Source organism: Arcicella rigui, assembly GCF_034929435.1.
In the GTDB taxonomy this organism is placed as follows: Bacteria; Bacteroidota; Bacteroidia; order Cytophagales; family Spirosomataceae; genus Arcicella; species Arcicella rigui.
Window position 1 is genome coordinate 62,981 of sequence record NZ_JAYFUM010000017.1, and the last position, 21,359, is coordinate 84,339.

Genomic DNA, 21,359 nt, shown 5'->3' on the forward strand with positions numbered 1-21,359 from the left:
TGTTTGAAATATTTTTAGAAGAAAAATCCACCAATACGGATTACCCAAGGGCTTCCATAAGGAGAGTTTCTAAAGCCTGTTATCGGGGAAATAGTATCGTCATAAGTAAGATTATAGAGGACAGTAAACTGAAGCCCTCCAAAACCAGCTCCTATACCAGCCAAAGTTTGTAATTTATATTCATTAGAAATACTGGGCTGATTTGCAATCGCTCCTTGAGTAAAATAATATTTCTGTAGTTCTGCCTGTAAAAACATATTTGAAGCAATCACATCCAAGAAATGTAAACGATATTGCCCGAAAACTCTTGGCCCGTATTGGTTTTGTGCTGCTGAATTGCGATACTTATAATATTGATAATCAACGGCTAATCCGACTGTTAAGTCGTTTGTGACTTGGTAGCCAGCCATTGGCGATACTGCAATAACGGTAGGGCTACCAAACTGTAAGCCACCGATACCGCCACCAAAACGAATACGTTCACGGAAAGGCAAATCTCGTACATCTACTTCTTCCTCTTCGTCTAAATCTTGTACAGTACTGTCTTGCTTAATCACTACGGGAGTTTGTGCAAAAGTACCAGCGTAAGTGGCTATGGATAAAAATAAAATGAATAATATTTTTTGCATGGTTGTAAGTATTAAATTTTTGTGGGAATACTTTTTTGAAAAGAACAGTGGTTAGTCAAAAAGTATTCAAGGTTTTTGAAAGATTTTAGGTTTTCTTTTCACAGAAAACGCTAATTTAACGCAAAGATTATCCATTTTCTTACAAAGCCCGAAACAATCTTTTCGGAATTGGTGTCTCTAATAAACAAAACCATATTTTAAGCTTTACAACGGTGAATAGAATCACTTCACCGAATTTTCGCAGCCCAGAATTTCTTATCTTTGTTTCATGAACAATTCCGAAATCATCAACTCGCTTCCTACTGCTTTTGAAGACCTTGACCCTAAACGTTTTATTATTATCAAAGGGGCAAGAGTAAATAACCTAAAAAATATTGACGTTGCCATTCCTCGTAACAAATTAGTCGTAATTACGGGTTTGTCGGGTTCTGGTAAATCTTCTTTGGCTTTTGATACGCTTTTTGCCGAAGGGCAACGAATGTATGTAGAAAGTTTAAGTGCTTATACTCGTCAATTCTTGGGACGAATGGAAAAACCTGATGTCGATTATATCAAAGGAATTTCTCCAGCGATTGCTATCGAACAAAAAGTTTCGAGTAAAAACCCACGTTCAACCGTAGGAACTACTACCGAAATTTACGATTATCTAAAATTACTTTTTGCCAGAATCGGGACTACTTTTTCGCCAATTTCGGGTAATGAAGTACGAAAAGATACGGTGACGGACGTTGTGAATTATTTGTTTACAAAAGACGAAGGACAAAGGGTAATGGTGCTGTCGCCATTGTATTTGAAAGAAGGACGGAAACTTTCGGAAGAAATGAAAATTTTACTTCAAAAAGGCTATACTCGTATTGTCATTGATGAAGAAACGAAATTTTTAGAAGAACTTTTAGAAGACAAAGAAGCACTGAAAAATCTTCCTGCCATAGATTTATTCAGTAATAATTATAAAATTCTCATCGACCGTGTGGTGATTAAAAAAGATGCTGACGGTCAGCCAGATGAGGAAACACAATTCCGTCTTTCGGATTCTATCCAAACCGCTTTTTTTGAAGGAAATGGTACTTGTTTCGTAGAAATTGTAGGCGATGAAACCAAAACGTTTTCTGATAGATTTGAAGCCGATGGAATTGTTTTTGAAGAACCTTCTTTGAATTTATTGAGCTTCAATAATCCTTATGGAGCTTGCAAACGCTGTGAAGGTTTTGGTAGAATTCTCGGACTCGACCCTGATTTAATCATTCCTGACAAAGGCATTTCTGTGTATGAAGGAGCGATTGCTCCGTGGAGAAGTGAAAAAATGAACGAATGGCTGATTCCATTATTGAAAAATGGAGCAAAATTCGATTTTCCGATTCACCGACCTTATAAAGATTTAAGCGATGAGCAAAAGGAATTACTTTGGACAGGCAATGAGTACTTTCAAGGTCTGGACGATTTCTTTGTGATGCTCGAAAAAGAAACGCACAAAATTCAATACAGAGTAATGCTTTCACGCTACCGTGGACGCACCACTTGTCCAGATTGTAAAGGTTCACGTTTGCGTAAAGATGCAGGTTATGTAAAAATAGGAGGGAAGTCAATCATAGATTTGGTACTTATGCCACTGAGTGATGTAAGTGATTTCTTCAAAAATCTTGATTTACCCGATTATCAATATGGTGTTTCAAAAAGAATTTTATTGGAAATTGAAACTCGTTTAGAGTACATGGAGAAAGTAGGTTTGGGCTATTTAACCCTCAACCGTTTATCTTCAACACTTTCGGGTGGAGAGTTTCAACGCATCAAATTGGCTACTTCTTTGGGAAGTGCCTTGGTGGGTTCAATGTACATTTTGGATGAACCTTCTATCGGTTTGCATCCGAGAGATACCAAGCGTTTGGTTTCTGTTTTGGAATCGCTGCGAGATATGGGAAATACCGTAATCGTGGTAGAACACGAAGAAGAAGTAATGCGTGCAGCCGACCAAATTATTGATATTGGTCCAGATGCAGGAAGTAATGGTGGAAAACTGGTTTTTCAAGGCAATTGGGAAACGATTAATTCGCTTGAAAATCAAGCAAATCCAGCACAAGCCTTTTCGCATACGATTAATTTTTTAACGGAAAGAGATACTATTGAAGTACCCAAATTCCGTAGAAAATCAACCAGTTTTATTGAAGTAAAAGGAGCTTACGAGAATAATTTAAAAGATATTTCTGTAAAATTTCCATTAGGCATTTTGATTGCGGTAACGGGTGTAAGTGGTTCTGGAAAATCAACTTTAATTCGTAAGATTTTATATCCAGCTTTGGGTCGTCATTTGGGTACTTATACCGACGAAGCAGGGAAATATGCTGAAATCAGTGGAAGTATTGGCAAGATTGAAGCCGTAGAAATGGTTGACCAGAATCCAATTGGAAAATCGTCCCGCTCAAATCCTGTGACTTACGTAAAGGCTTATGACCAAATCAGATTGCTGTATTCCGAACAACCCATTTCAAAAGCAAGAGGTTATAAACCTGCCCATTTTTCATTCAATGTAGAAGGTGGACGCTGCGAAACCTGCCAAGGCGAAGGCTTCGTGACAATTGAAATGCAATTTATGGCAGATGTAAAATTGAAGTGTGAGTCTTGCGGAGGCAAACGTTTTAAACAGGAAATTTTAGACGTAAAATACAACGACAAAGATATTGCCGACTTGTTAGACATGACAGTCGATGAAGCCATTGAACTTTTCCAAAAAGACCAACCAAGATTAGCCGACAAATTATTGCCACTCCAAGAAGTAGGTTTGGGCTACGTAAAATTAGGGCAATCGTCTAATTCTCTTTCGGGCGGAGAAGCCCAAAGAGTAAAATTGGCGAGTTTCTTAGGAAAAGGAAACCCGAACAAAGGCAAAACACTTTTCATTTTTGATGAACCTACCACAGGTTTACATTTTCACGACATTAAAAAATTATTGAAAGCCATTAATGCTTTGGTAGAACAAGGAGACTCCGTCATTATCATTGAACATAATATGGAAGTGATAAAATCTTCAGATTATATCATCGACTTAGGCCCAGAAGGTGGAGAAAAAGGAGGCTTTGTTACCTTTGAAGGCACACCCGAAATGATGGTAAAATTGGAAGGCAATTATACCGCCGACTTTTTGAAAGAAAAACTTTAATATTTGAAAGCCAAACCAGTAAGCAACATCGTAACCTTATGGCGGTAAGGTTGGTAATGTCTTTGTATTTTTTATGATGTTTGTTGCTGAGGCTTACTCATGGCTTCTTGAAAAGAAATTGTTCTGAGCATTCCAATCTTAATTTTTCTTTTAATAGCTGCTGTTTCAAATTTGTAGGTATTCTGACCTTTTAATAACTCTTCGGCGATATTCGCCACTAAGGTTTCAATAGAGTCAACCGTTAGGATGATGGGTTCTTTGATCATATTCTTTATTGGTGGCTATGGTAAAAAAATAATATATTTTGATAGGAAGGAGGTAATTGTACTTAGTACGAATTATAGTCAAATTAGTATTTTTACTTTAGAAAAAAAGGCTTTTTATAGAAATTTTTAAACTATTTAAGAAAATTGTACTAAATATCAATATAAAATAGACAAAATAATCTGCTTTTAAGTCTAATATCCCTAATTTATCCCTAATCTTAAAGCTCAGTACTCCCAAAAAATGCATGTTAAGTAAATCTATACAACTTTACCGTAACGCATATTTAGGCTTACCAAAGTCTGTATGGTTGCTTTCGGGTGTGATGTTTGTGAACAGAAGTGGCACAATGGTTTTGCCTTTTTTGTCATTGTATCTTACCCAAAAACTCCATTTTAGTGTTGCCGATACAGGTATTATTATGGCGGTTTATGGCGTTGGTGCTTTGTGTGGTACTTTCTTGGGGGGTAAACTGACGGACAAAATTGGCTTTTATCCCATCCAGTTTTTTAGTTTATTGTTGGCAGGAATCATCTTGTTGGTACTGATGCACCTCACAAATTTTTATGCGATTTGTGTGGGCGTATTTATTTTTACTTTATTCGGCGACTGTTTCCGACCCGCCAATGCCGCAGCTTTGGCACATTATAGCGAAGCAGAAAACAGAACTCGTTCGTTTTCATTAAACCGTTTGGCAATCAATTTAGGCTGGTCGATAGGTGGGGGAATGGGCGGAATACTTGCCGAAATAGATTATGACTTACTCTTTTGGGCAGACGGTATTACTTGTATTGTAGCCGCAATTTTACTGAGAATTTTATTAAAAGCTCCTCAACAAAACAAACTGAATAAGAGCGAGCAAAGCTTAGAAAAACCCTTCGTAAAGTCACCGTACAGAGATAGCGTTTACTGGTTTTTTGTATTTTGTGTTACGCTTTATGCCATTTCGTTTTTTCAATTATTTAGTTTAGAACCGCTTTATTTCCGAACGATTTATCATTTGCCAGAATCGCAAATAGGTTTATTGATGGTAACAAATGGGCTACTGATTGCTTTTGTAGAGATGATTTTGGTACATCAATTAGACGGAAGATTTCCGAAAGCAAACCTTATTGCTATCGGAACAATCCTGACGGCTTTTTCTTTTTGGGTTTTTAATATCTATTTTTTTGTAGGAGTACTCTGGGTTTCTATTTTGCTGAATACAGTAGGAGAGATGTTTGCGATGCCTTTTATGCAAAGTTTTTCGATAGAACGCTCAGACGAATCTAACCGTGGACAATATATTGCGATGTATTCGATGTGTTATTCTTTTGCACAAATTACTTCGCCAACCATAGGCTCGCAATTGGTTGAACACTTTGGTTTTAGTACTTTGTGGTATGTGATGGGAGCTTTCTGTACGCTATCAACTTTGGGCTTTTTGTATTTAAAAACTTTGAAGTAAAATCTGATGCAACCTTTGTCGGCAATATTGTATCTTTGGATATGCTGTCAGCTTTCAGCCATGAGCTTTGAGCTATCAGTTTTTGAAATTTTCATTATAACCGCTCACTCTGTTTAAAAAAGGCTTGCAGCTCAAAACTCATAGCTTAAATCTCTAACATGTCCCTAAAAAACGCCAAAATATTAGCTATCGACGATGACCCAGACGTACTGGTTGCGGTGAAAATGCTACTTCGTCCAGAAGTAAAAGAAATCGTTACAGAAAAAAATCCCGAACGTATTCAATCTTTATTGGCTCAAAATCAATTCGATTTGATTTTGCTGGATATGAATTATAAAAGTTCCTTGAATACTGGCAATGAAGGTATTTTTTGGCTACGAAAAATCAGAGAAATCAATAAATCCGTGGCTGTAATCATGATTACTGCTTATGGTGATATTGACTTAGCGGTGCGTTCGGTGAAAGAAGGAGCAACCGATTTTGTGTTGAAGCCTTGGCGAAATGAAAAACTCCTACTTGCCATCGAAGAAGCCATTGAAAAAACAATGGTAGAAAATTCTGTTTCAAATAAAAATAAAAAAACGAGTAACCAAACGAGCATCAATTCTTTACTTGGCAAAAGCGAAGCGATGCAAGATATTTTCTACAAAATCGAGAAAATTGCTCCGACGGATGCCAATATTTTGATTTTGGGCGAAAATGGAACAGGAAAAGGAGAAGTAGCCAAACTGATTCACCAAAAATCATTGCGAGCAGGTAAACCTTTTGTTCATGCAGATTTGGGTTCGCTTACCGAAAGTTTGTTTGAATCTGAATTATTTGGGCATAAAAAAGGAGCATTTACGGATGCCCGTGAAGACCGTGCTGGGCGTTTTGAGTCTGCCAATAAAGGTACTTTGTTTTTGGATGAAATCGGAAATATTTCATTGCCTCAGCAAGCCAAATTGCTGACAGTTTTGCAAAATCGAGAAGTAACTCGCTTGGGAACAAATTCGCCAATACCGATTGACATTCGTTTGATTTCTGCTACCAATGCAGCCATTAAAGAAATGTCGGCACAAAATCAATATCGGAAAGATTTGATTTATCGACTCAATACCATAGAAATTACTTTACCTCCTTTGCGTAACCGTGGCGAAGATGTGGTGCTGTTGGCAGAGTATTTTACCAAAATGTACGCACAACAGTATCATAAAAATCTCTACGAAATTGACGAAAAGGCAAAAGATAAATTACGAAAATATGCTTTTCCGGGTAATATTCGAGAATTGCAACACGCTATCGAAAGAGCCGTCATTATGTCGGATGAACAGGTATTAACGGCACGAGATTTAGATTTAAGTTCCTCTATCGAAAATCCGATTGCTGTCAGTAGCGAACCCAGTACTTTAAGAATTGATGAAATGGAAAAATCAACCATTTTAAAGGCAATCGAACGACACGATGGAAACATTACCAAAGCCGCCCGTGAATTAGGCTTAACCCGAACCGCCTTGTACAGACGTTTGGGGAAATATGATTTATAAAAAAGTCATTTTATTCACCACTACTCTCTAATTTAACTATCAAAAACAATCATATAAAAATGTATATTGGCTCAATTGATCAAGGGACTACCAGTACCCGCTTCATCATTTTCGACAAACAAGGCAATCAAATTTCCGTCGGACAAAAAGAACATGCACAGATTTATCCACAAGCTGGTTGGGTTGAACACGATTCAGACGAAATTTGGAGTAATACACAAGAAGTAATCGGTTTGGCATTGGGTAAAGCCAATCTTTCACCTTTAGACATTGCGGCGGTGGGCATTACCAACCAAAGAGAAACTACGGTAGTTTGGAATCGTTTTACTGGTCAGCCTTATTATAACGCCATTGTTTGGCAAGATACTCGTGTCGGAAATATGGTAGCCGAATTGGCAAGTGAAGGCGGATCAGATTGTTTTAGAGAAAAAACGGGTTTGCCTTTGGCTACGTACTTTAGTGGTTTAAAATTAAAATGGCTTTTAGAAAACGTAGAAGGTTTGCGTGAAGATGCTGAAAATGGTGTGGCGATTTTTGGCAATATGGATACTTTTATCATTTGGCATTTGACGGGCGGAACAGATGGCGGTATTCATATTACAGACGTTACCAATGCCAGCAGAACGCAGTTGATGAACCTAAAATCTTTGTCGTGGGACGATGAAATACTTCAAAAACTGAACATCCCGAAAATCATGTTACCAGCCATAAAATCAAGTAGTGAAATTTATGGTGAAGCACGTGGCGTACTTTCTGGCGTACCTGTGGCAGGCGATTTGGGTGACCAACAAGCAGCTTTGGTCGGACAAACTTGTTTTGCAGCAGGCGAAGCCAAAAATACTTATGGAACGGGCTGTTTTATGTTGATGAATACAGGCGAAAAAATCACGCCTTCTACTTTTGGTCTATTAACTACCGTGGCTTATCAATTCGGAAATCAGCCTGTACAATATGCTTTAGAAGGTTCGGTTGCCATTACAGGAGCTTTGGTACAATGGCTTCGTGATAATTTAGAAATCATAAAAACCAGTTCGGAAATTGAAACTTTAGCCAATTCTGTTGAAGACAATGGCGGATGTTACTTCGTACCAGCCTTTTCGGGTTTGTACGCACCTTATTGGCAAGCGGATGCTCGTGGTGTAATTGTTGGGCTTACTCGTTATGTCACCAAAGCACACATTGCTCGTGCGGCATTGGAAGCTACGGCTTTTCAAACCTTAGAAGTATTGGAAGCCATGGAAAAAGACGCAGGCATAAAAATATCTTCGTTGAGAGTAGATGGCGGAATGGTAGTGAATGAAACTTTAATGCAGTTTCAATCAGACATGGTTGATGTGCCAGTGGTTTGTCCGGCCATGATAGAAACTACCGCTTTGGGTGCTGCTTATGCCGCAGGTTTGGCAATAGGCTATTGGGAAGATTTGGATGATTTAAAACAAAATTGGGGAATATCTCATACTTGGAAACCCAATATTGAAACTTCAAAAAGAGAGAAATTATATCATTATTGGAAAAAAGCCGTTACTCGTAGTTTTGAGTGGGAAGAGTAAACCGTAGCACGAGTTTCCAACTCGTCAAATTAATATGACACGAGTTGGAAACTCGTGCTACAATTCTTTATTTTCTTTCACATTTAAAAAGCTCATCAGATATTTCTGGATTCAATGTGATATTGTCAACCATTGTAGTTGAAAATATATGACCCATTAGATGCGATACTCTTTTATGTGGTAATAATAGATTCCCGACTTGCCTATAATCGCTAATAAAAGTCATAACCCCTTTATCTCCCGACTGACTAATTTCAACGGTTTTATCCAATAAATAAGTAGCTTTATTAATGTAAAAATCAGTGCTTGAAAGTTTTTTCAATGTCACCCGAATTACAAAGTAAGCTTTATCGTCTTCTTCTATGCTTTCTTCTAAATGAATCGTATTGCCATAAGACTGATATTCAATTAATGAATTAAAAAGTGGTTCACCTCCTGCTTCATCATCTATTGTCCAAGATTTATCTTCGTTTTGGCTTCTACTTACATTTTTAGGTTTTGTTGATTTTTTCCCTAAACGCCAAAAGAATTTACCATCGTAACACGAACACCCATAAGTAGAAGAATCTTCATAATACTCAGCACGAAATAGGTCTTTTCGTTTTTTATATCTAATTGATTTATCTGTTTCAGCATTGAAGTTTTTACTATTTTCTTCTATTTTGAGGCTATTGATAGCTTTAAAATTATCTTCTCCACCAATGGCATCCATGTATTTTTTATAAATCTCTTTTGCCGTTTGTGCCTGTGAAATGCTTGAAACGAATAGCAAAAAGTATAGGATAAAGTATTTTTTATGAATCATTTGTGTGTATTATTAAGATGAAAGGCTGCCTTAAATGATAATTCAAGACAGCCTTTGGATAGATTAAAATTGATAAACTCGTACTACGATTTATTACTTTTTCTCAGGCAACATTATTACTTTCACCATATTGTCGGCAAAGTATTTTTTGGCTGCGGCTTTGGTACTTTCTACGGTTACTTTTTTCAAAGCTTCTTCTTCTTTCAAAATATATTTTAAATCGTCGCCATTTTGATATTGAGCTTGAAGGTAGTTCAACCAAAAACCATTATCTCTTAATTGTACTTCGGTTTGGCGTTTAGTTTCTACTTTAAATTTATCAATATCAGTTTGTTCAGCTCCTTTTTCTTGTACTTTCTGAATTTCGGCTAAAGTACGATTTACTAATTTCTCGACATTTTCGGGAGCACAACCAAAAGCAATACGGAAATTATAACGTTTGGCAGGAATTTTTCCAGTAATTCCACTTACACCAACACCATACACTCCTGATTCTTCTTCTCTGAGTTTTTCGATTAATTTAATTTCTAATACTTCTGCCAAAGCTTCTACTTGTGTTTCACTTTCGGTACTTCCGTCGAAATCGCCCGTCCAAACCATCGTTACTCTTGCTTTAGGTTCTGTGCCTTTGTACAATGTTTTTTCTACTTTTCCTTTTGGTGGACGAATTCCTAAATCTTTATAAGTTTCTTTGCGTTTGGTGCTTGGCAAAGCTCCTAAGTATTTCTCTAACAAAGGTTTAATACTTTCATTTTTGAAATTGCCGACAAAGAAAAACGTAAAGTCAGAAGCATCTGCAAAGCGTTCTTTATAAATCTGGAAAGCACGATTAGCATCAATTTTTTCCATTCTTTCTACCGTCATCGGTAAATTGCGGGTTGCATAATTGCTCAGAATTGCACTTAACGAATCGTTATAAACCTTTTCTGGCGTAAGTGTTTTTTGCTGATTTGCCAAAGCATCACGTTGGTTTGCCATGAAACCTTTAATCACTTCGTCATCAAAACGAGGTTGAGTAAAGTAACTGTACAATAACTGTAAAGCCGTTTCCAAATCTTTTGGACTACTTTCTCCATTGATATTTTCAGAAGTACCCGTAATGAATGGATTTACTCGGGCTACTTTTCCTGTTAATAATTTACGAAGATTAATGGTTGAAAACTCTCCTAAACCGCTGATATTCGCCACAGTTGAAGCTAAACGAGCATTATCTGCATCCTTGTCTGGATATAAATTTGAACCACCAAAACTGTAACCGCTGATTAAGATTTCGTCGTTTTTAAAATCAGTTGGTTTCAAAACTGCTTTTACACCATTGGCAAAAGTAAATTCAGTAAGTCCCAATTCTGGTACTTGTTTCGTCGCAATTACTTTTGAACCTGTTGGTAATTTGGCAATTAAAGGTTTGGTAACAGCTTGGTCGATGTACGCCGTTGCGTCTTTTCCTGCTGTGTTTAACCATTCTTTAATTTGAGCTTCCGAAGGCAAAGTTGCTTTATCTTTCTCTGGAGCTAACACAATTACCGCACGGTTGTCGTCGGTAATTAATAAATTGCCCATAGCATTTACTTCTTCCAACTTGATTCCTGCCAAATATTGTTTGGCAAACTCATAACCAAATTCGGTAGAAGTAAGGTTTTCATCTTCTAAAAATGCTCCGACCAAACCTTCAATCAAACTTTCTGAATCTGTTTTATCTTTTTCTTTAAAAGCTTGTTCTTGCCCAACCATGTACTGAGTTTTTACTCGTTCCAATTCAGAAGCATTAAAACCAAACTTTTTAGCACGAGCTACTTCTTCCAAAATGGCTTTTAAACCTTTTTCTACATTGCCACCTTTCACCACAACAGCCGAAGTAAAAGCATCTAAATTGCCTAAAAAACCGCTATATCCAGCAAAGCCAAACTGAAATGGTGGGTCAGCTTTTTGTGTAAGTTCTTGAATACGAGCTGATAACATCTGGTTGTACAAAGAACGAATGATACCATCACGACGGTCTTTGTAAGTTACATCTTTGCGTTTTTCTTGCTTCCCAATTACTTGAACAATCGTGTTGGGTTGTTCGGGGTCAGTAATGATGGCTACGTCTGTTCCGCCAGTAAGTTCAATTCTGTACTTTGTTCTTGGTTTTTCGTTCGCAGGATTTTGAATGCCACTAAATTTTTCGATAATCATTTTCTCGACCATCGCTACATCTACATCACCCACAACGGCAACGGCTTCTAAATTTGGTCGATAAAAGTCTTGATGAAATTGTTTTAAAACATCATATTTGAAATTCTTCAAGATGTCGTCTTTTCCGATAGGTAGGCGTTTGGCATACTGTGAATTTTTAAGAATCACAGGTAAAAACTTGTCTCTCATACGAGATTCAGCTCCTTTTCCTGTACGAGATTCTTCTAAAACGACACCTCTTTCTTTGTCGATTTCAGCTGGGTCAAGCGTAGCGTTATGAGCCCAATCTTCCAAAATTTGAATTCCTTTTTTGAATACTTCGATAGAATCGGTCGGCACAGGCAACATATACACCGTTTCGTCGAAACCTGTGTAGGCGTTCAAATCTGCTCCAAAACGAACCCCAGATTTTTGGAGAAAATCTACCAAAGCATTTTTGGGGAAGTTTTTCGTTCCATTAAAATTCATGTGTTCCATGAAGTGAGCCAAGCCTTGTTGTTCGTCGTTTTCCAAAACAGAACCAGCCTTCACCATCAAACGCAACTGAGCTCTATTTTTAGGTTCAGCGTTTTTGAGAATGTAATACTTCAAACCGTTTGGAAGAACACCCGTTTTTACCTTTGGGTCCATTGGAAGGAGTTTTTTGCTCAAATCTTCTTGAGCCATCGCCGAAAATCCTGAGATAAAACTCAGGGCTACCACGGCAATCAGGGTAGTAACTTTTTTCATGTTAAAAAGAGGACTCTCTTGCTCCAGCGAGAGTAAATTTGTTTAAGATTGTTGTATCTTGGAGCTGCAAACGCAGATACAAAAAGTAGAGTAATTAATTGAATTGCAATATAGCATTACTGATGAGAATAACGGGAGTAAAATCAAAAATTGTATTTGAATGCTCGTTAAATATCATTAATAGATTTTAAAAGAAGCCTTCTATGTATCAACATTCTATCCGCAATCGGGTTTATTATTTTTCCGACCTCAAAACTTTGATGGCGAAAGCAAGTCCTCAACGTTCGGGTGACGAACTTGCAGGCGTTGCGGCTACTTCTGCTGAAGAAAGAGTAGCGGCACAAATGGCTCTGGCTGAAGTGCCGCTCCGAACATTTTTGACTGAACATCTGATTCCTTACGAGCAAGATGAAATTACTCGCTTGATTATTGATTCGCACGATGAAGTGGCGTTTGCTTCGATAAGTCATTTAACCGTTGGTGATTTCAGAAACTTTTTACTCGAAGAAAGTACAGATACTTTTACTCTTCAAGCTTTGCAGAAAGGGATAACTCCCGAAATGGTAGCTGCTGTAAGTAAATTGATGAGAATTCAGGATTTAATTACTGTTGCTTCAAAATGTGAAGTAATTACTCAATTCAGAAATACCATTGGTTTGAAAGGACGCTTTTCTACTCGTCTGCAACCCAATCATCCTACCGACGATTTCAAGGGAATTGCAGCCAGTATGATAGATGGGCTTTTTTACGGGAGTGGCGATGCCGTTATTGGAATTAACCCCGCAACAGATAATGTTCCAACCGTGATTCGTTTACTCGAAATGTTGGATGGTGTTCGCCAACGTTTCGATATTCCGATGCAATCTTGTATTCTTAGCCACATTACCACAACTATCAAAGCCATCGAACAAAACGCTCCCGTGGATTTAGTTTTTCAGTCTATCGGCGGAACAGAAGCTACCAATACTTCTTTTGGCGTAAATCTGAATATTTTGCAAGAAGGCTACGAAGCTGGGCTTTCGTTGGGCAGGGGTACACTTGGTAATAATTTGATGTACTTTGAAACAGGACAAGGAAGTTCGCTTTCTGCCAATGCTCATCACGGACTCGACCAGCAAACTTGCGAAACACGTGCTTATGCCGTAGCCCGACATTTCAATCCTTTGTTGGTAAATACTGTGGTTGGTTTTATTGGCCCTGAATACTTGTATAATGGCAAACAGATTATCAGAGCAGGTTTAGAAGACCATTTTTGTGGAAAACTTTTGGGCTTACCAATGGGCGTTGATGTTTGTTATACCAATCATGCCGAAGCCGACCAAGACGACATGGATACTTTACTTACTTTGTTGGCAACGGCAGGCTGTAATTTTATCATGGGCGTTCCCGGAGCAGACGATGTGATGCTTCATTACCAAAGTACTTCTTTTCATGATGCCCTTTACGTTAGGCATTTGTTAGGCTTGCGTCCAGCTCCAGAATTTGAGGCTTGGTTAAAAAGAATGAATATTTTTGATGAAAAAATGAGTTTGACTACGGGAAACCAACATTTAATCAGCGAAATGTTTCGGATAGAGTAGTTTTGGAGGGATGAGTTTTGAGCGTAGAGTGAGGAGTTATCAAAAATAAAAAAACCTCAAGGTGTAAATCTTGAGGTTTTTCTTTATGAGTATCAGAAAACTATTGATCTAATAAAATTTCAAGTTCTTTCTTGAATTCAATCAACAATGTTTCTTTCATTGAAATCTTACGTTTTTGCGTATTGATTTTGTTCATTACCAATTTATCACCCATTTGACCATTGTAATTAGCATCAGAAATAAACGCATCTAATTCGTTTTTCTCTTTTTTGGTCATGTAATCCATTTGGTTAATCATAATCTTCAATTGCTCAATTCTTGGTTTATTGTGCAATGAAGGATGGCGATAACTGATTACACGTAAAAGGTAATTCATTTCAAAAATCTTATCACAGATATTTCTGAAACGTTCGGCAAGGCTTCTATCAACATTTTTAGTTTGTGTTGATAATTCTTTCCATTTCACCAAGTAGCCTTTTGCTTTCTCCGAAGTCTGAGGAATCAATTCTTGTTGTTTGAATAATCCTTCAAGTTCAGTAGTCATGTCCTTCATTTGTTGAACACGAGGGTCAATTCTTGGCATCGTAACGATACCTTTCTCTTTGTTGTAGCGTTCAAAGAAGAAATCGTTAGAGCGTTTGAATTGCTTCCAAAGTTGGCTTTGTTTTTTTGGTGGAACTTGGCTAATAGTTTTCCACTCACGCTGCAATTCTTTGATTTTAGCAAAACCAGCATCAACATCTTTTTCGTATCGTAAATTACGAGCTTCGTCCACAAGGCGTTGTAGCGTAGCTAATTTTTCGTCAATGATACGGTTTTTCTCTGCATAGTACTCACGTCTTCTCACGAAGAAATCGTCCACAATCGCATTGAATTCTTCCTCAACACTGTCTTGAAGTGCTTTATCAACAGGGCCAGTTTTCAACCATTTGGTTTTGATTTCCATAATGGTTTCGGTAGTAGCCACCCAATCTTCACTTTTACTTGCTTCTCTTAATTCTTCAATCAAGGCTCTTTTGATTTCGAGGTTCTTGATTTGGTTGTGGAGAATCAATTCTCTAAGCTCTAATTCTAAGCCATCTAAGCGTTGGAGTAATGGCATGAAGTTTCCTAAGCCATCAAATTCGACAAGGTTTTTACGAAGCTGAAGTAGCTTGGTTAGATACGAGCCTTTGTTTTGTGCTTCTTCTACTTGTTCAAAAAGTAGAGCTACTTTATTTTCAGCAATCGTAAAACGATTTACGAAATATTGTAGGGCTTCTTCTTCGGTATTTCTTACAACACCTATTTGGCGGTCTGGATAATCTGCGTATCCTTTCAAAAAGACCTTACCCTCTTTACAATAGCCATATTCGGCTGAGTTCTTAACTGTGTTTTCCATTTGGTTTACATCGCATGATTAGAGTGTCTGGCAAGGCTCATAACTCTAAGAGATTCATGGTTTAGGTTGAATGTATTTAGTAGTTCTTGTGATTATTTAAAATTATCTAAAGTTATTGATTAAGCAACGAATTATCTTTATAATTAATTTTCAAAATTCTAAAATTAATGAATTTTAAAAATGAAAACGCTTCTATGACCTAAATTTTCCGCAATTTACTGATTTTCTGCAAAAAATCTAATGTATTATCAATATAATCCACTATTTGCCTTTTTTTTTATTTTAATGCTAAAATATAGGCTAAAAATAGAGATAAATGCCTTTGGACGTAGAATAAGAATGCCTTTTTCTTTTCTAACGCTATTCTTGAAAAATAGTTTATATTATTTTTTCAAGCTTAAATATTATTTTCAAACGTATGCCTTCACAAAAATCTCAATTACCTTTCATCTAAAAATATTATCTTTGAAAGAACGATTATACATTTGTCTATCAAGAAAGTTATCAACTTTACAATACAAAAGTAATTTATAGTTGATAAATACTTTAAATGTTTGATTATTAATGTTTTTTAGACATTAAATTATTCAAAAATAAATAGATACTTGTTACATTTCTTCAAACGATAAGTAACCATATTCAAAACGATAACATTAACAAATGAGTCAGGAAACCATTATTTTTTCAATGGAGCGTGTTTCTAAAACCGTTCCGCCACAAAAACAAATTCTCAAGAATATTTACCTTTCATTTTTCTACGGAGCAAAAATTGGTGTTTTAGGTCTAAACGGTTCTGGAAAATCTTCTCTTTTAAGAATTATTGCAGGAAAAGACAAAAGCTATACGGGTGATGTCGTTTTCTCGGCGGGTTACTCTGTGGGAATGCTCGAACAAGAGCCTGAACTTGACCCAACTAAAACTGTAAAAGAAGTTGTGGAAGAAGGCGTAGCTGAAATTGTAGCTTTGTTAAAAGAATTTGATGAAATCAACGAAGCTTTTGGTGACCCAGATGCTGATTTTGATAAATTATTAGAACGCCAAGGGGAAGTACAAGAAAAACTTGACCATTACAATGCTTGGGAATTGGATGCTCGTTTAGAAAGAGCGATGGACGCTTTGCGTTGTCCACCTTCTGAAGCCAACGTGGCTAATCTTTCGGGTGGTGAAAAACGTCGTGTGGCTTTATGCCGTTTGTTGTTGCAAGAACCAGACGTACTTTTATTAGATGAACCTACCAACCACTTGGATGCTGAATCGGTTTTGTGGTTAGAAGAACACCTTCGTCAGTATAAAGGAACGGTAATCGCTGTTACTCACGACCGTTACTTCTTAGACAACGTAGCTGGTTGGATTTTAGAGTTAGACCGTGGCGAAGGTATTCCGTGGAAAGGAAATTACTCTTCTTGGTTAGAGCAGAAACAAAACCGTTTGGCGATGGAGGAAAAGACAGAGTCTCGTCGTCAGAAAACCTTACAGCGTGAATTAGAATGGGTACGCATGGCACCAAAGGCACGTCAGGCAAAATCTAAAGCACGTTTGGAAGCTTACGATAAATTGATGTCGGAAGAAAACCGCCAAAAAGAAGATAAATTAGAATTATTCATCCCTGCTGGGCCGAGATTAGGAAATAAAGTAATAGAAGTAAACAATGTAACCAAAGCCTATGGCGATAAGTTATTGTTTGATAATCTTACTTTCTCTTTGCCTCCTGCGGGTATTGTGGGTGTAATTGGGCCAAACGGTGCTGGTAAAACTACGCTTTTCAAACTTATTACAGGACAAGTAAAACCAGATTCTGGTACTTTTGAAGTAGGAGAAACCGTACAAATGGCTTATGTTGACCAAGAACATAACCAGTTGAAACCAGACAAATCTGTTTTTGAAACCATTTCTGGCGGAACAGAGCATACGTTATTGGGTGGAAAACAAATAAACGCTCGTGCTTATGTAAGTAAGTTTAACTTCAACGGTGCAGACCAAGAGAAGAAAATCGGGAATCTTTCGGGTGGTGAGCGTAACCGTGTGCATTTGGCAATGATGTTGAAAGAAGGTGCAAACTTACTTTTGCTGGATGAGCCTACCAACGACTTGGACGTAAATACCCTACGTGCTTTGGAAGAAGCCCTCGAAAACTTCGGAGGTTGTGCGGTGGTTATTTCCCACGACCGTTGGTTCTTGGATAGAATTGCAACGCACATTTTAGCTTTTGAAGGAAACTCGCAAGTATATTGGTTTGAAGGAAACTTCTCTGATTATGAAGAAAACCGCAAGAAACGCTTAGGGAACGATGCTACTCCAAAACGTATTCGTTATAAAAAGTTAGGAGAGTAGTTATAAATTCATTCTGGCGAGAGATACTCGCCAGAATGAATCAAAAAAGAATAAGGTAATGTTCGATATGGGAAAGAATTGAACCTTTCCAAACAAAGCCAAAGCCATGAAAGTAAAAGAGTTATACATTAAAAGTTATAATCAATTTGAAGATTTTAGATTAGACCTTACCTATCCTTTAGGGCATCCAAAGGCTGGAAAACCGTTGGATAAAGTCTGTTTTATTGGACAAAGTGGCACTGGGAAAACGAGCTTATTGGAATTAATTAATAATTTTAGTTTTTATTTATACTACCTGTGTAATGAGCCTTACGAATCCGTTGATTTTGGTGAAAAAATAAAAGTTGATGAGGGAACAGAAATAAAGTATTACTCTCCAGAAAATGATTTAATTATTAATATCGGAAGTATTGAAAACTATTCAGCCAAAATTTTATCTATAAATTCTGATAAACTGAAGCCTATTTTTAAAGCCGATTTTTCAAAATCTTCAAATGTAACTTTCTTTTTCCCTGCTGATTTTCAACACCATAAAATGGTTGATAAGCCCAATTACGTTTATGATAATTTATATCCTGTTTTCTTAGACTTTTCTTATAATGATTATAGTTCTGTATGGCTTAATATTAACAAACAAATTATTTCATATAGAGAACATCAAATTCAACATAGCCTTGCAATTTCAGAAGTAACCCAAAAAATCGGTGTTAAATCGGAGGACATTTTGGACGCTGCTAAAAAATACCAAGAATGGGAACAAAATAATCCTAATCCCCTTCAAGAATTAGCCGATAAGTTTTTAGATAAGTTATTAAACCGATTTAATCTAAGAATAAGATCGAGATTAGACTTTGAAAAAATAGAAGATGTTAAAACCATAAAAGTAGAAACATTAGATGGACAAGAAGTACCTTATGATTTTCAGAGTACTGGGACACGTCAAATACTTCTTTCAGTTCTTCCTTTATACACACTCAAGCCTAATAAAGCAACTATCTTTTTTGATGAGCCAGAGCGTTCATTATACCCAGACATACAAAAAGAAATTGTAGAGTTATATACTTCACTTACAACAGATTGCCAATTTTTTTATGCTACACATTCTCCAATAATTGCATCCTCTTTTGAACCGTGGGAAATTGTTGAGTTAAAATTTAATCCAGAAACTGGTAAAGTCTTTCAAGAGCTATACTACGAAGGCGAACGCCATGTTGATAATTATACTATCAATCCTCAATATTTACGTTGGGATGATATTTTACAAAGAGTTTTTGATTTAGATTCAGAAGGTAATGAAAAGCGAGTAAAAGCCCTTATGAAATTAGCGACACTGGAAAGTAAATTAAAAAAGAATAGTATTCCACTTGAAGAAAGAGAAAAACTTTGGGAAGAATACTTGAAATTATCAAAGTTGACTGGGTGGACTACACGTTTTAATTATGAGAAAAATTGATAAAAGTATCATTCTTTCCACTGTTTATAAAACTTGGGAAGAATCACTACCAGAGGAACACCCTGAATACAATTCATCTAAAAATAAATTTTACTATGATATTGTGATGAATCTGTTTCATTGCCAAAAGGGTTTGTGTGCTTACACAGAGCAATTACTCTGTATTCCCTCTTTTTATGATGCTGTTAATTGGCAAAATGGTATTTACCAAAAACCAGAAAACTGGGCAGTAAAAGGGCAATTAGAACATTTCGATGCTTTAAAAAAGAAAGAAAAAGCTTGGCTTTGGGATAACTTTTTTATGGTTGATACGGATGTAAACACAAAAATAAAAAGAAGTAGCGGTATAGATGAAATTTTAAAGTTTGATAAACTATTGTATGACGAATTTGAATTGTTAGAATATGATTCTGAACGTCATATATTCATAGCTAAAACGGATTTAGATGAAACTGTTCAAGATAGAATAAATGAAATGTTGTTTACACTTGGCGTAAATCACGAGCCAGTAAGAACAGTTAGGAAAGATTTTATAGAGACAAAAATCAGGTCTGTATTACTTCAGGTAAATACATGGGAAAATATTGAGATTATACAATTTCCTACTGCCTTTGAGTTTTGTAAAAGGGAGTTATTGGGATGGTAATCAAATTCATAAATAGAGTCGGATAAAGAAATTTATCCGACTCTATTTTTTATAGATTAATATCCACCACGGAATTTATAAGTATCAGCTACTTTTTTGATGGCTACGATGTAAGCCGCAATTCGCATAGGTACTCTAAACTGCTGAGAAGTTAGGAATACTTTGTCAAAGGCATCATTCATAATTCTATCCGAACGACGGTTGATGCGGTCTAAATTCCATTTATAACCCATGCGGTTTTGTACCCACTCAAAGTATGAAACGGTTACACCACCAGCATTTGCCAAAATATCTGGCACAACCAAAATACCTTTGTCATTAATAATATCATCAGCAGATGCCGAAGTTGGGCCATTTGCACCTTCCACAATCATTTTTGCTTGAATGTATGGTGCGTTCTCAACCGTGATAACATCTTCTTTTGCCGCAGGCACAAGTACGTCCACGTCTAAAGTCAATAAATCCTCATTTGAAATAAGTTCAGCACCGGGGAAGTTCGTTAAAGTACCTTTGTTTAAATCTCGGAACTTAATTGCCCCTTCAATGTCGATACCGTTTTCATTGTAATACGCCCCTGAAATATCTGAAATCGCTTTTACTTTTACCCCTCTTTCATGGAGTAAACTCGCAGCGTGCGAACCCACATTGCCAAAACCTTGTACTGCCGCAGTAGATTTGTAAGGGTTAATTTTCAACTTTTCCATACCAGCCATTGCCGAAACCATCACGCCTCTGCCTGTGGCTTCGGTTCTGCCTAAAGAGCCTCCAAGTACTAAAGGTTTTCCCGTAACAACAGCGTTTACCGTCATGCCTTTTGCTTTTGAGTACTCATCCATGAGCCACGCCATTTCTCTTGGACCAGTTCCCATGTCTGGTGCAGGAATATCACGGTCTGGGCCAAAAACATCTAACATCGAAACTGTGTAAGCACGCATCAAACGTTCCATTTCGCCTGCCGACATTTCTCTTGGGTTACAAGCGATTCCGCCTTTTGCTCCGCCATAAGGAATATCCACTACGGCACATTTCCAAGTCATCCAAGCAGCCAAAGCTCTTACTTCATCAATATTCACGTCTGGGTCAAAACGAATACCACCTTTTGATGGCCCTAAAATATTCGAGTGAATTACTCGGTAGCCTTCAAAAACTTTGATGCTTCCGTTGTCCATCGTAATGGGTAAGCCTACCGTTACTTGTCGTGCAGGAACTTTCAAGATATAGTACATTTCATCAGAAATGCCTAATAATTCTACGGCTTTGTCAAAGCGTTGCATCATTGACTCCAAAGGATTTTCTTTATCCTTAATGGGAGCGGGTTCTAAGTAAGTCATGGTTTTTATAGCTTTGAATTACCAAACTCAGCAAAATTGAAATATTAGGAAAATACTATTTCTTCATTTTACTTGAAAAATGGTAATCAATTGTTGAGAATTGTTTTTGTTGATTGTCCGCAAACATAACACAGTGGAAATGACAAAAACAAGTACTTTTGATTTGAGTAGAAATACCTGATTTTCAATCAAAAAACATAAATTTGAAGTGTTTTTGCTTTTTGCTTTTTAACTTTATGGAGCATACATGATTTTGCCAAATAATCATTGGTTAAAATCAGAAATTAAGGAATTATAAAATTTTGGAAAAATTTTATTTATTCTTGAAATATTGCAAAATAAATTCTTTGCAAGTTAT

Annotated in this window: 14 protein-coding genes; 8 read left to right on the top strand and 6 right to left on the bottom strand. The window is 36.8% G+C overall.

What is annotated here, in order from left to right:
* Positions 1 to 14 precede the first annotated feature (14 nt).
* Positions 15 to 629, bottom strand: coding sequence for a hypothetical protein (locus tag VB248_RS14575; protein WP_323297529.1), 615 nt, complete (start codon positions 627 to 629; stop codon positions 15 to 17).
* Positions 630 to 897: 268 nt separating this feature from the next.
* On the opposite strand from VB248_RS14575, the gene uvrA reads away from it, so the two are divergent.
* Complete coding sequence (uvrA, locus tag VB248_RS14580) at positions 898 to 3,783, top strand: excinuclease ABC subunit UvrA (RefSeq protein WP_323297530.1); 2,886 nt, start codon at positions 898 to 900, stop codon at positions 3,781 to 3,783.
* A 71-nt stretch (positions 3,784 to 3,854) separates the two neighbouring features.
* On the opposite strand, the gene VB248_RS14585 is transcribed toward uvrA, so the two are convergent.
* On the bottom strand, positions 3,855 to 4,049 hold the full coding sequence (locus tag VB248_RS14585; RefSeq protein ID WP_323297531.1) for a hypothetical protein: 195 nt from the start codon (positions 4,047 to 4,049) through the stop codon (positions 3,855 to 3,857).
* 245 nt (positions 4,050 to 4,294) lie between these two features.
* Between VB248_RS14585 and VB248_RS14590 the strand changes: the two genes are divergently transcribed.
* The 3 genes from VB248_RS14590 (at position 4,295) to glpK (ending at position 8,570) form a co-directional block, all read left to right on the top strand.
* A complete protein-coding gene (locus tag VB248_RS14590; protein ID WP_323297532.1) occupies positions 4,295 to 5,494 on the top strand; it encodes an MFS transporter in 1,200 nt (399 codons plus the stop codon).
* Positions 5,495 to 5,652: 158 nt separating this feature from the next.
* Positions 5,653 to 7,020, top strand: a complete 1,368-nt coding sequence (locus VB248_RS14595) for a sigma-54-dependent transcriptional regulator (RefSeq protein ID WP_323297533.1) — start codon at positions 5,653 to 5,655, stop codon at positions 7,018 to 7,020.
* A gap of 59 nt (positions 7,021 to 7,079) precedes the next feature.
* A complete protein-coding gene (gene glpK, locus VB248_RS14600; RefSeq protein WP_407652912.1) occupies positions 7,080 to 8,570 on the top strand; it encodes a glycerol kinase GlpK in 1,491 nt (496 codons plus the stop codon).
* A 67-nt stretch (positions 8,571 to 8,637) separates the two neighbouring features.
* Here the strand turns inward: glpK and VB248_RS14605 are convergent, their stop codons facing one another.
* Positions 8,638 to 9,375, bottom strand: a complete 738-nt coding sequence (locus VB248_RS14605) for a LolA-like protein (RefSeq protein WP_323297534.1) — start codon at positions 9,373 to 9,375, stop codon at positions 8,638 to 8,640.
* Positions 9,376 to 9,468: 93 nt separating this feature from the next.
* Positions 9,469 to 12,279, bottom strand: coding sequence for a M16 family metallopeptidase (locus VB248_RS14610; protein WP_323297535.1), 2,811 nt, complete (start codon positions 12,277 to 12,279; stop codon positions 9,469 to 9,471).
* A 203-nt stretch (positions 12,280 to 12,482) separates the two neighbouring features.
* On the opposite strand from VB248_RS14610, the gene VB248_RS14615 reads away from it, so the two are divergent.
* Positions 12,483 to 13,859, top strand: a complete 1,377-nt coding sequence (locus VB248_RS14615) for an ethanolamine ammonia-lyase subunit EutB (RefSeq protein WP_323297536.1) — start codon at positions 12,483 to 12,485, stop codon at positions 13,857 to 13,859.
* A 100-nt stretch (positions 13,860 to 13,959) separates the two neighbouring features.
* Here VB248_RS14615 and VB248_RS14620 read toward each other — a convergent pair whose 3' ends face one another.
* Positions 13,960 to 15,240 (bottom strand): DUF349 domain-containing protein, encoded by a 1,281-nt coding sequence (locus VB248_RS14620; protein WP_323297537.1) that lies wholly within the window; start codon positions 15,238 to 15,240, stop codon positions 13,960 to 13,962.
* A gap of 660 nt (positions 15,241 to 15,900) precedes the next feature.
* On the opposite strand from VB248_RS14620, the gene ettA reads away from it, so the two are divergent.
* The 3 genes from ettA (at position 15,901) to VB248_RS14635 (ending at position 19,670) form a co-directional block, all read left to right on the top strand.
* Complete coding sequence (gene ettA / locus VB248_RS14625; RefSeq protein WP_323297538.1) at positions 15,901 to 17,571, top strand: energy-dependent translational throttle protein EttA; 1,671 nt, start codon at positions 15,901 to 15,903, stop codon at positions 17,569 to 17,571.
* 106 nt (positions 17,572 to 17,677) lie between these two features.
* Positions 17,678 to 19,024 carry an ATP-binding protein gene (locus VB248_RS14630; RefSeq protein WP_323297539.1) on the top strand — a complete coding sequence of 449 codons (1,347 nt, stop codon included), beginning with the start codon at positions 17,678 to 17,680 and terminating at the stop codon, positions 19,022 to 19,024.
* On the top strand, positions 19,011 to 19,670 hold the full coding sequence (locus VB248_RS14635) for a hypothetical protein (RefSeq protein ID WP_323297540.1): 660 nt from the start codon (positions 19,011 to 19,013) through the stop codon (positions 19,668 to 19,670). The genes VB248_RS14630 and VB248_RS14635 overlap by 14 nt, the downstream gene beginning before the upstream one ends.
* Before the next feature lie 56 nt (positions 19,671 to 19,726).
* Here the strand turns inward: VB248_RS14635 and VB248_RS14640 are convergent, their stop codons facing one another.
* On the bottom strand, positions 19,727 to 21,001 hold the full coding sequence (locus VB248_RS14640; RefSeq protein ID WP_323297541.1) for a Glu/Leu/Phe/Val family dehydrogenase: 1,275 nt from the start codon (positions 20,999 to 21,001) through the stop codon (positions 19,727 to 19,729).
* Positions 21,002 to 21,359 lie beyond the last annotated feature (358 nt).

Excerpts from the sequence above, each read along its gene's own strand:
- VB248_RS14590 (WP_323297532.1), top strand. The coding sequence starts at position 4,295 with ATGTTAAGTAAATCTATACAACTTTACCGTAACGCATATTTAGGCTTA.
- VB248_RS14605 (WP_323297534.1), bottom strand. The coding sequence starts at position 9,375 with ATGATTCATAAAAAATACTTTATCCTATACTTTTTGCTATTCGTTTCA.
- ettA (WP_323297538.1), top strand. The coding sequence starts at position 15,901 with ATGAGTCAGGAAACCATTATTTTTTCAATGGAGCGTGTTTCTAAAACC.
- VB248_RS14615 (WP_323297536.1), top strand. The coding sequence starts at position 12,483 with ATGTATCAACATTCTATCCGCAATCGGGTTTATTATTTTTCCGACCTC.
- glpK (WP_407652912.1), top strand. The coding sequence starts at position 7,080 with ATGTATATTGGCTCAATTGATCAAGGGACTACCAGTACCCGCTTCATC.
- VB248_RS14595 (WP_323297533.1), top strand. The coding sequence starts at position 5,653 with ATGTCCCTAAAAAACGCCAAAATATTAGCTATCGACGATGACCCAGAC.
- VB248_RS14620 (WP_323297537.1), bottom strand. The coding sequence starts at position 15,240 with ATGGAAAACACAGTTAAGAACTCAGCCGAATATGGCTATTGTAAAGAG.
- VB248_RS14575 (WP_323297529.1), bottom strand. The coding sequence starts at position 629 with ATGCAAAAAATATTATTCATTTTATTTTTATCCATAGCCACTTACGCT.
- VB248_RS14610 (WP_323297535.1), bottom strand. The coding sequence starts at position 12,279 with ATGAAAAAAGTTACTACCCTGATTGCCGTGGTAGCCCTGAGTTTTATC.
- VB248_RS14585 (WP_323297531.1), bottom strand. The coding sequence starts at position 4,049 with ATGATCAAAGAACCCATCATCCTAACGGTTGACTCTATTGAAACCTTA.
- VB248_RS14635 (WP_323297540.1), top strand. The coding sequence starts at position 19,011 with ATGAGAAAAATTGATAAAAGTATCATTCTTTCCACTGTTTATAAAACT.
- uvrA (WP_323297530.1), top strand. The coding sequence starts at position 898 with ATGAACAATTCCGAAATCATCAACTCGCTTCCTACTGCTTTTGAAGAC.
- VB248_RS14640 (WP_323297541.1), bottom strand. The coding sequence starts at position 21,001 with ATGACTTACTTAGAACCCGCTCCCATTAAGGATAAAGAAAATCCTTTG.
- VB248_RS14630 (WP_323297539.1), top strand. The coding sequence starts at position 17,678 with ATGAAAGTAAAAGAGTTATACATTAAAAGTTATAATCAATTTGAAGAT.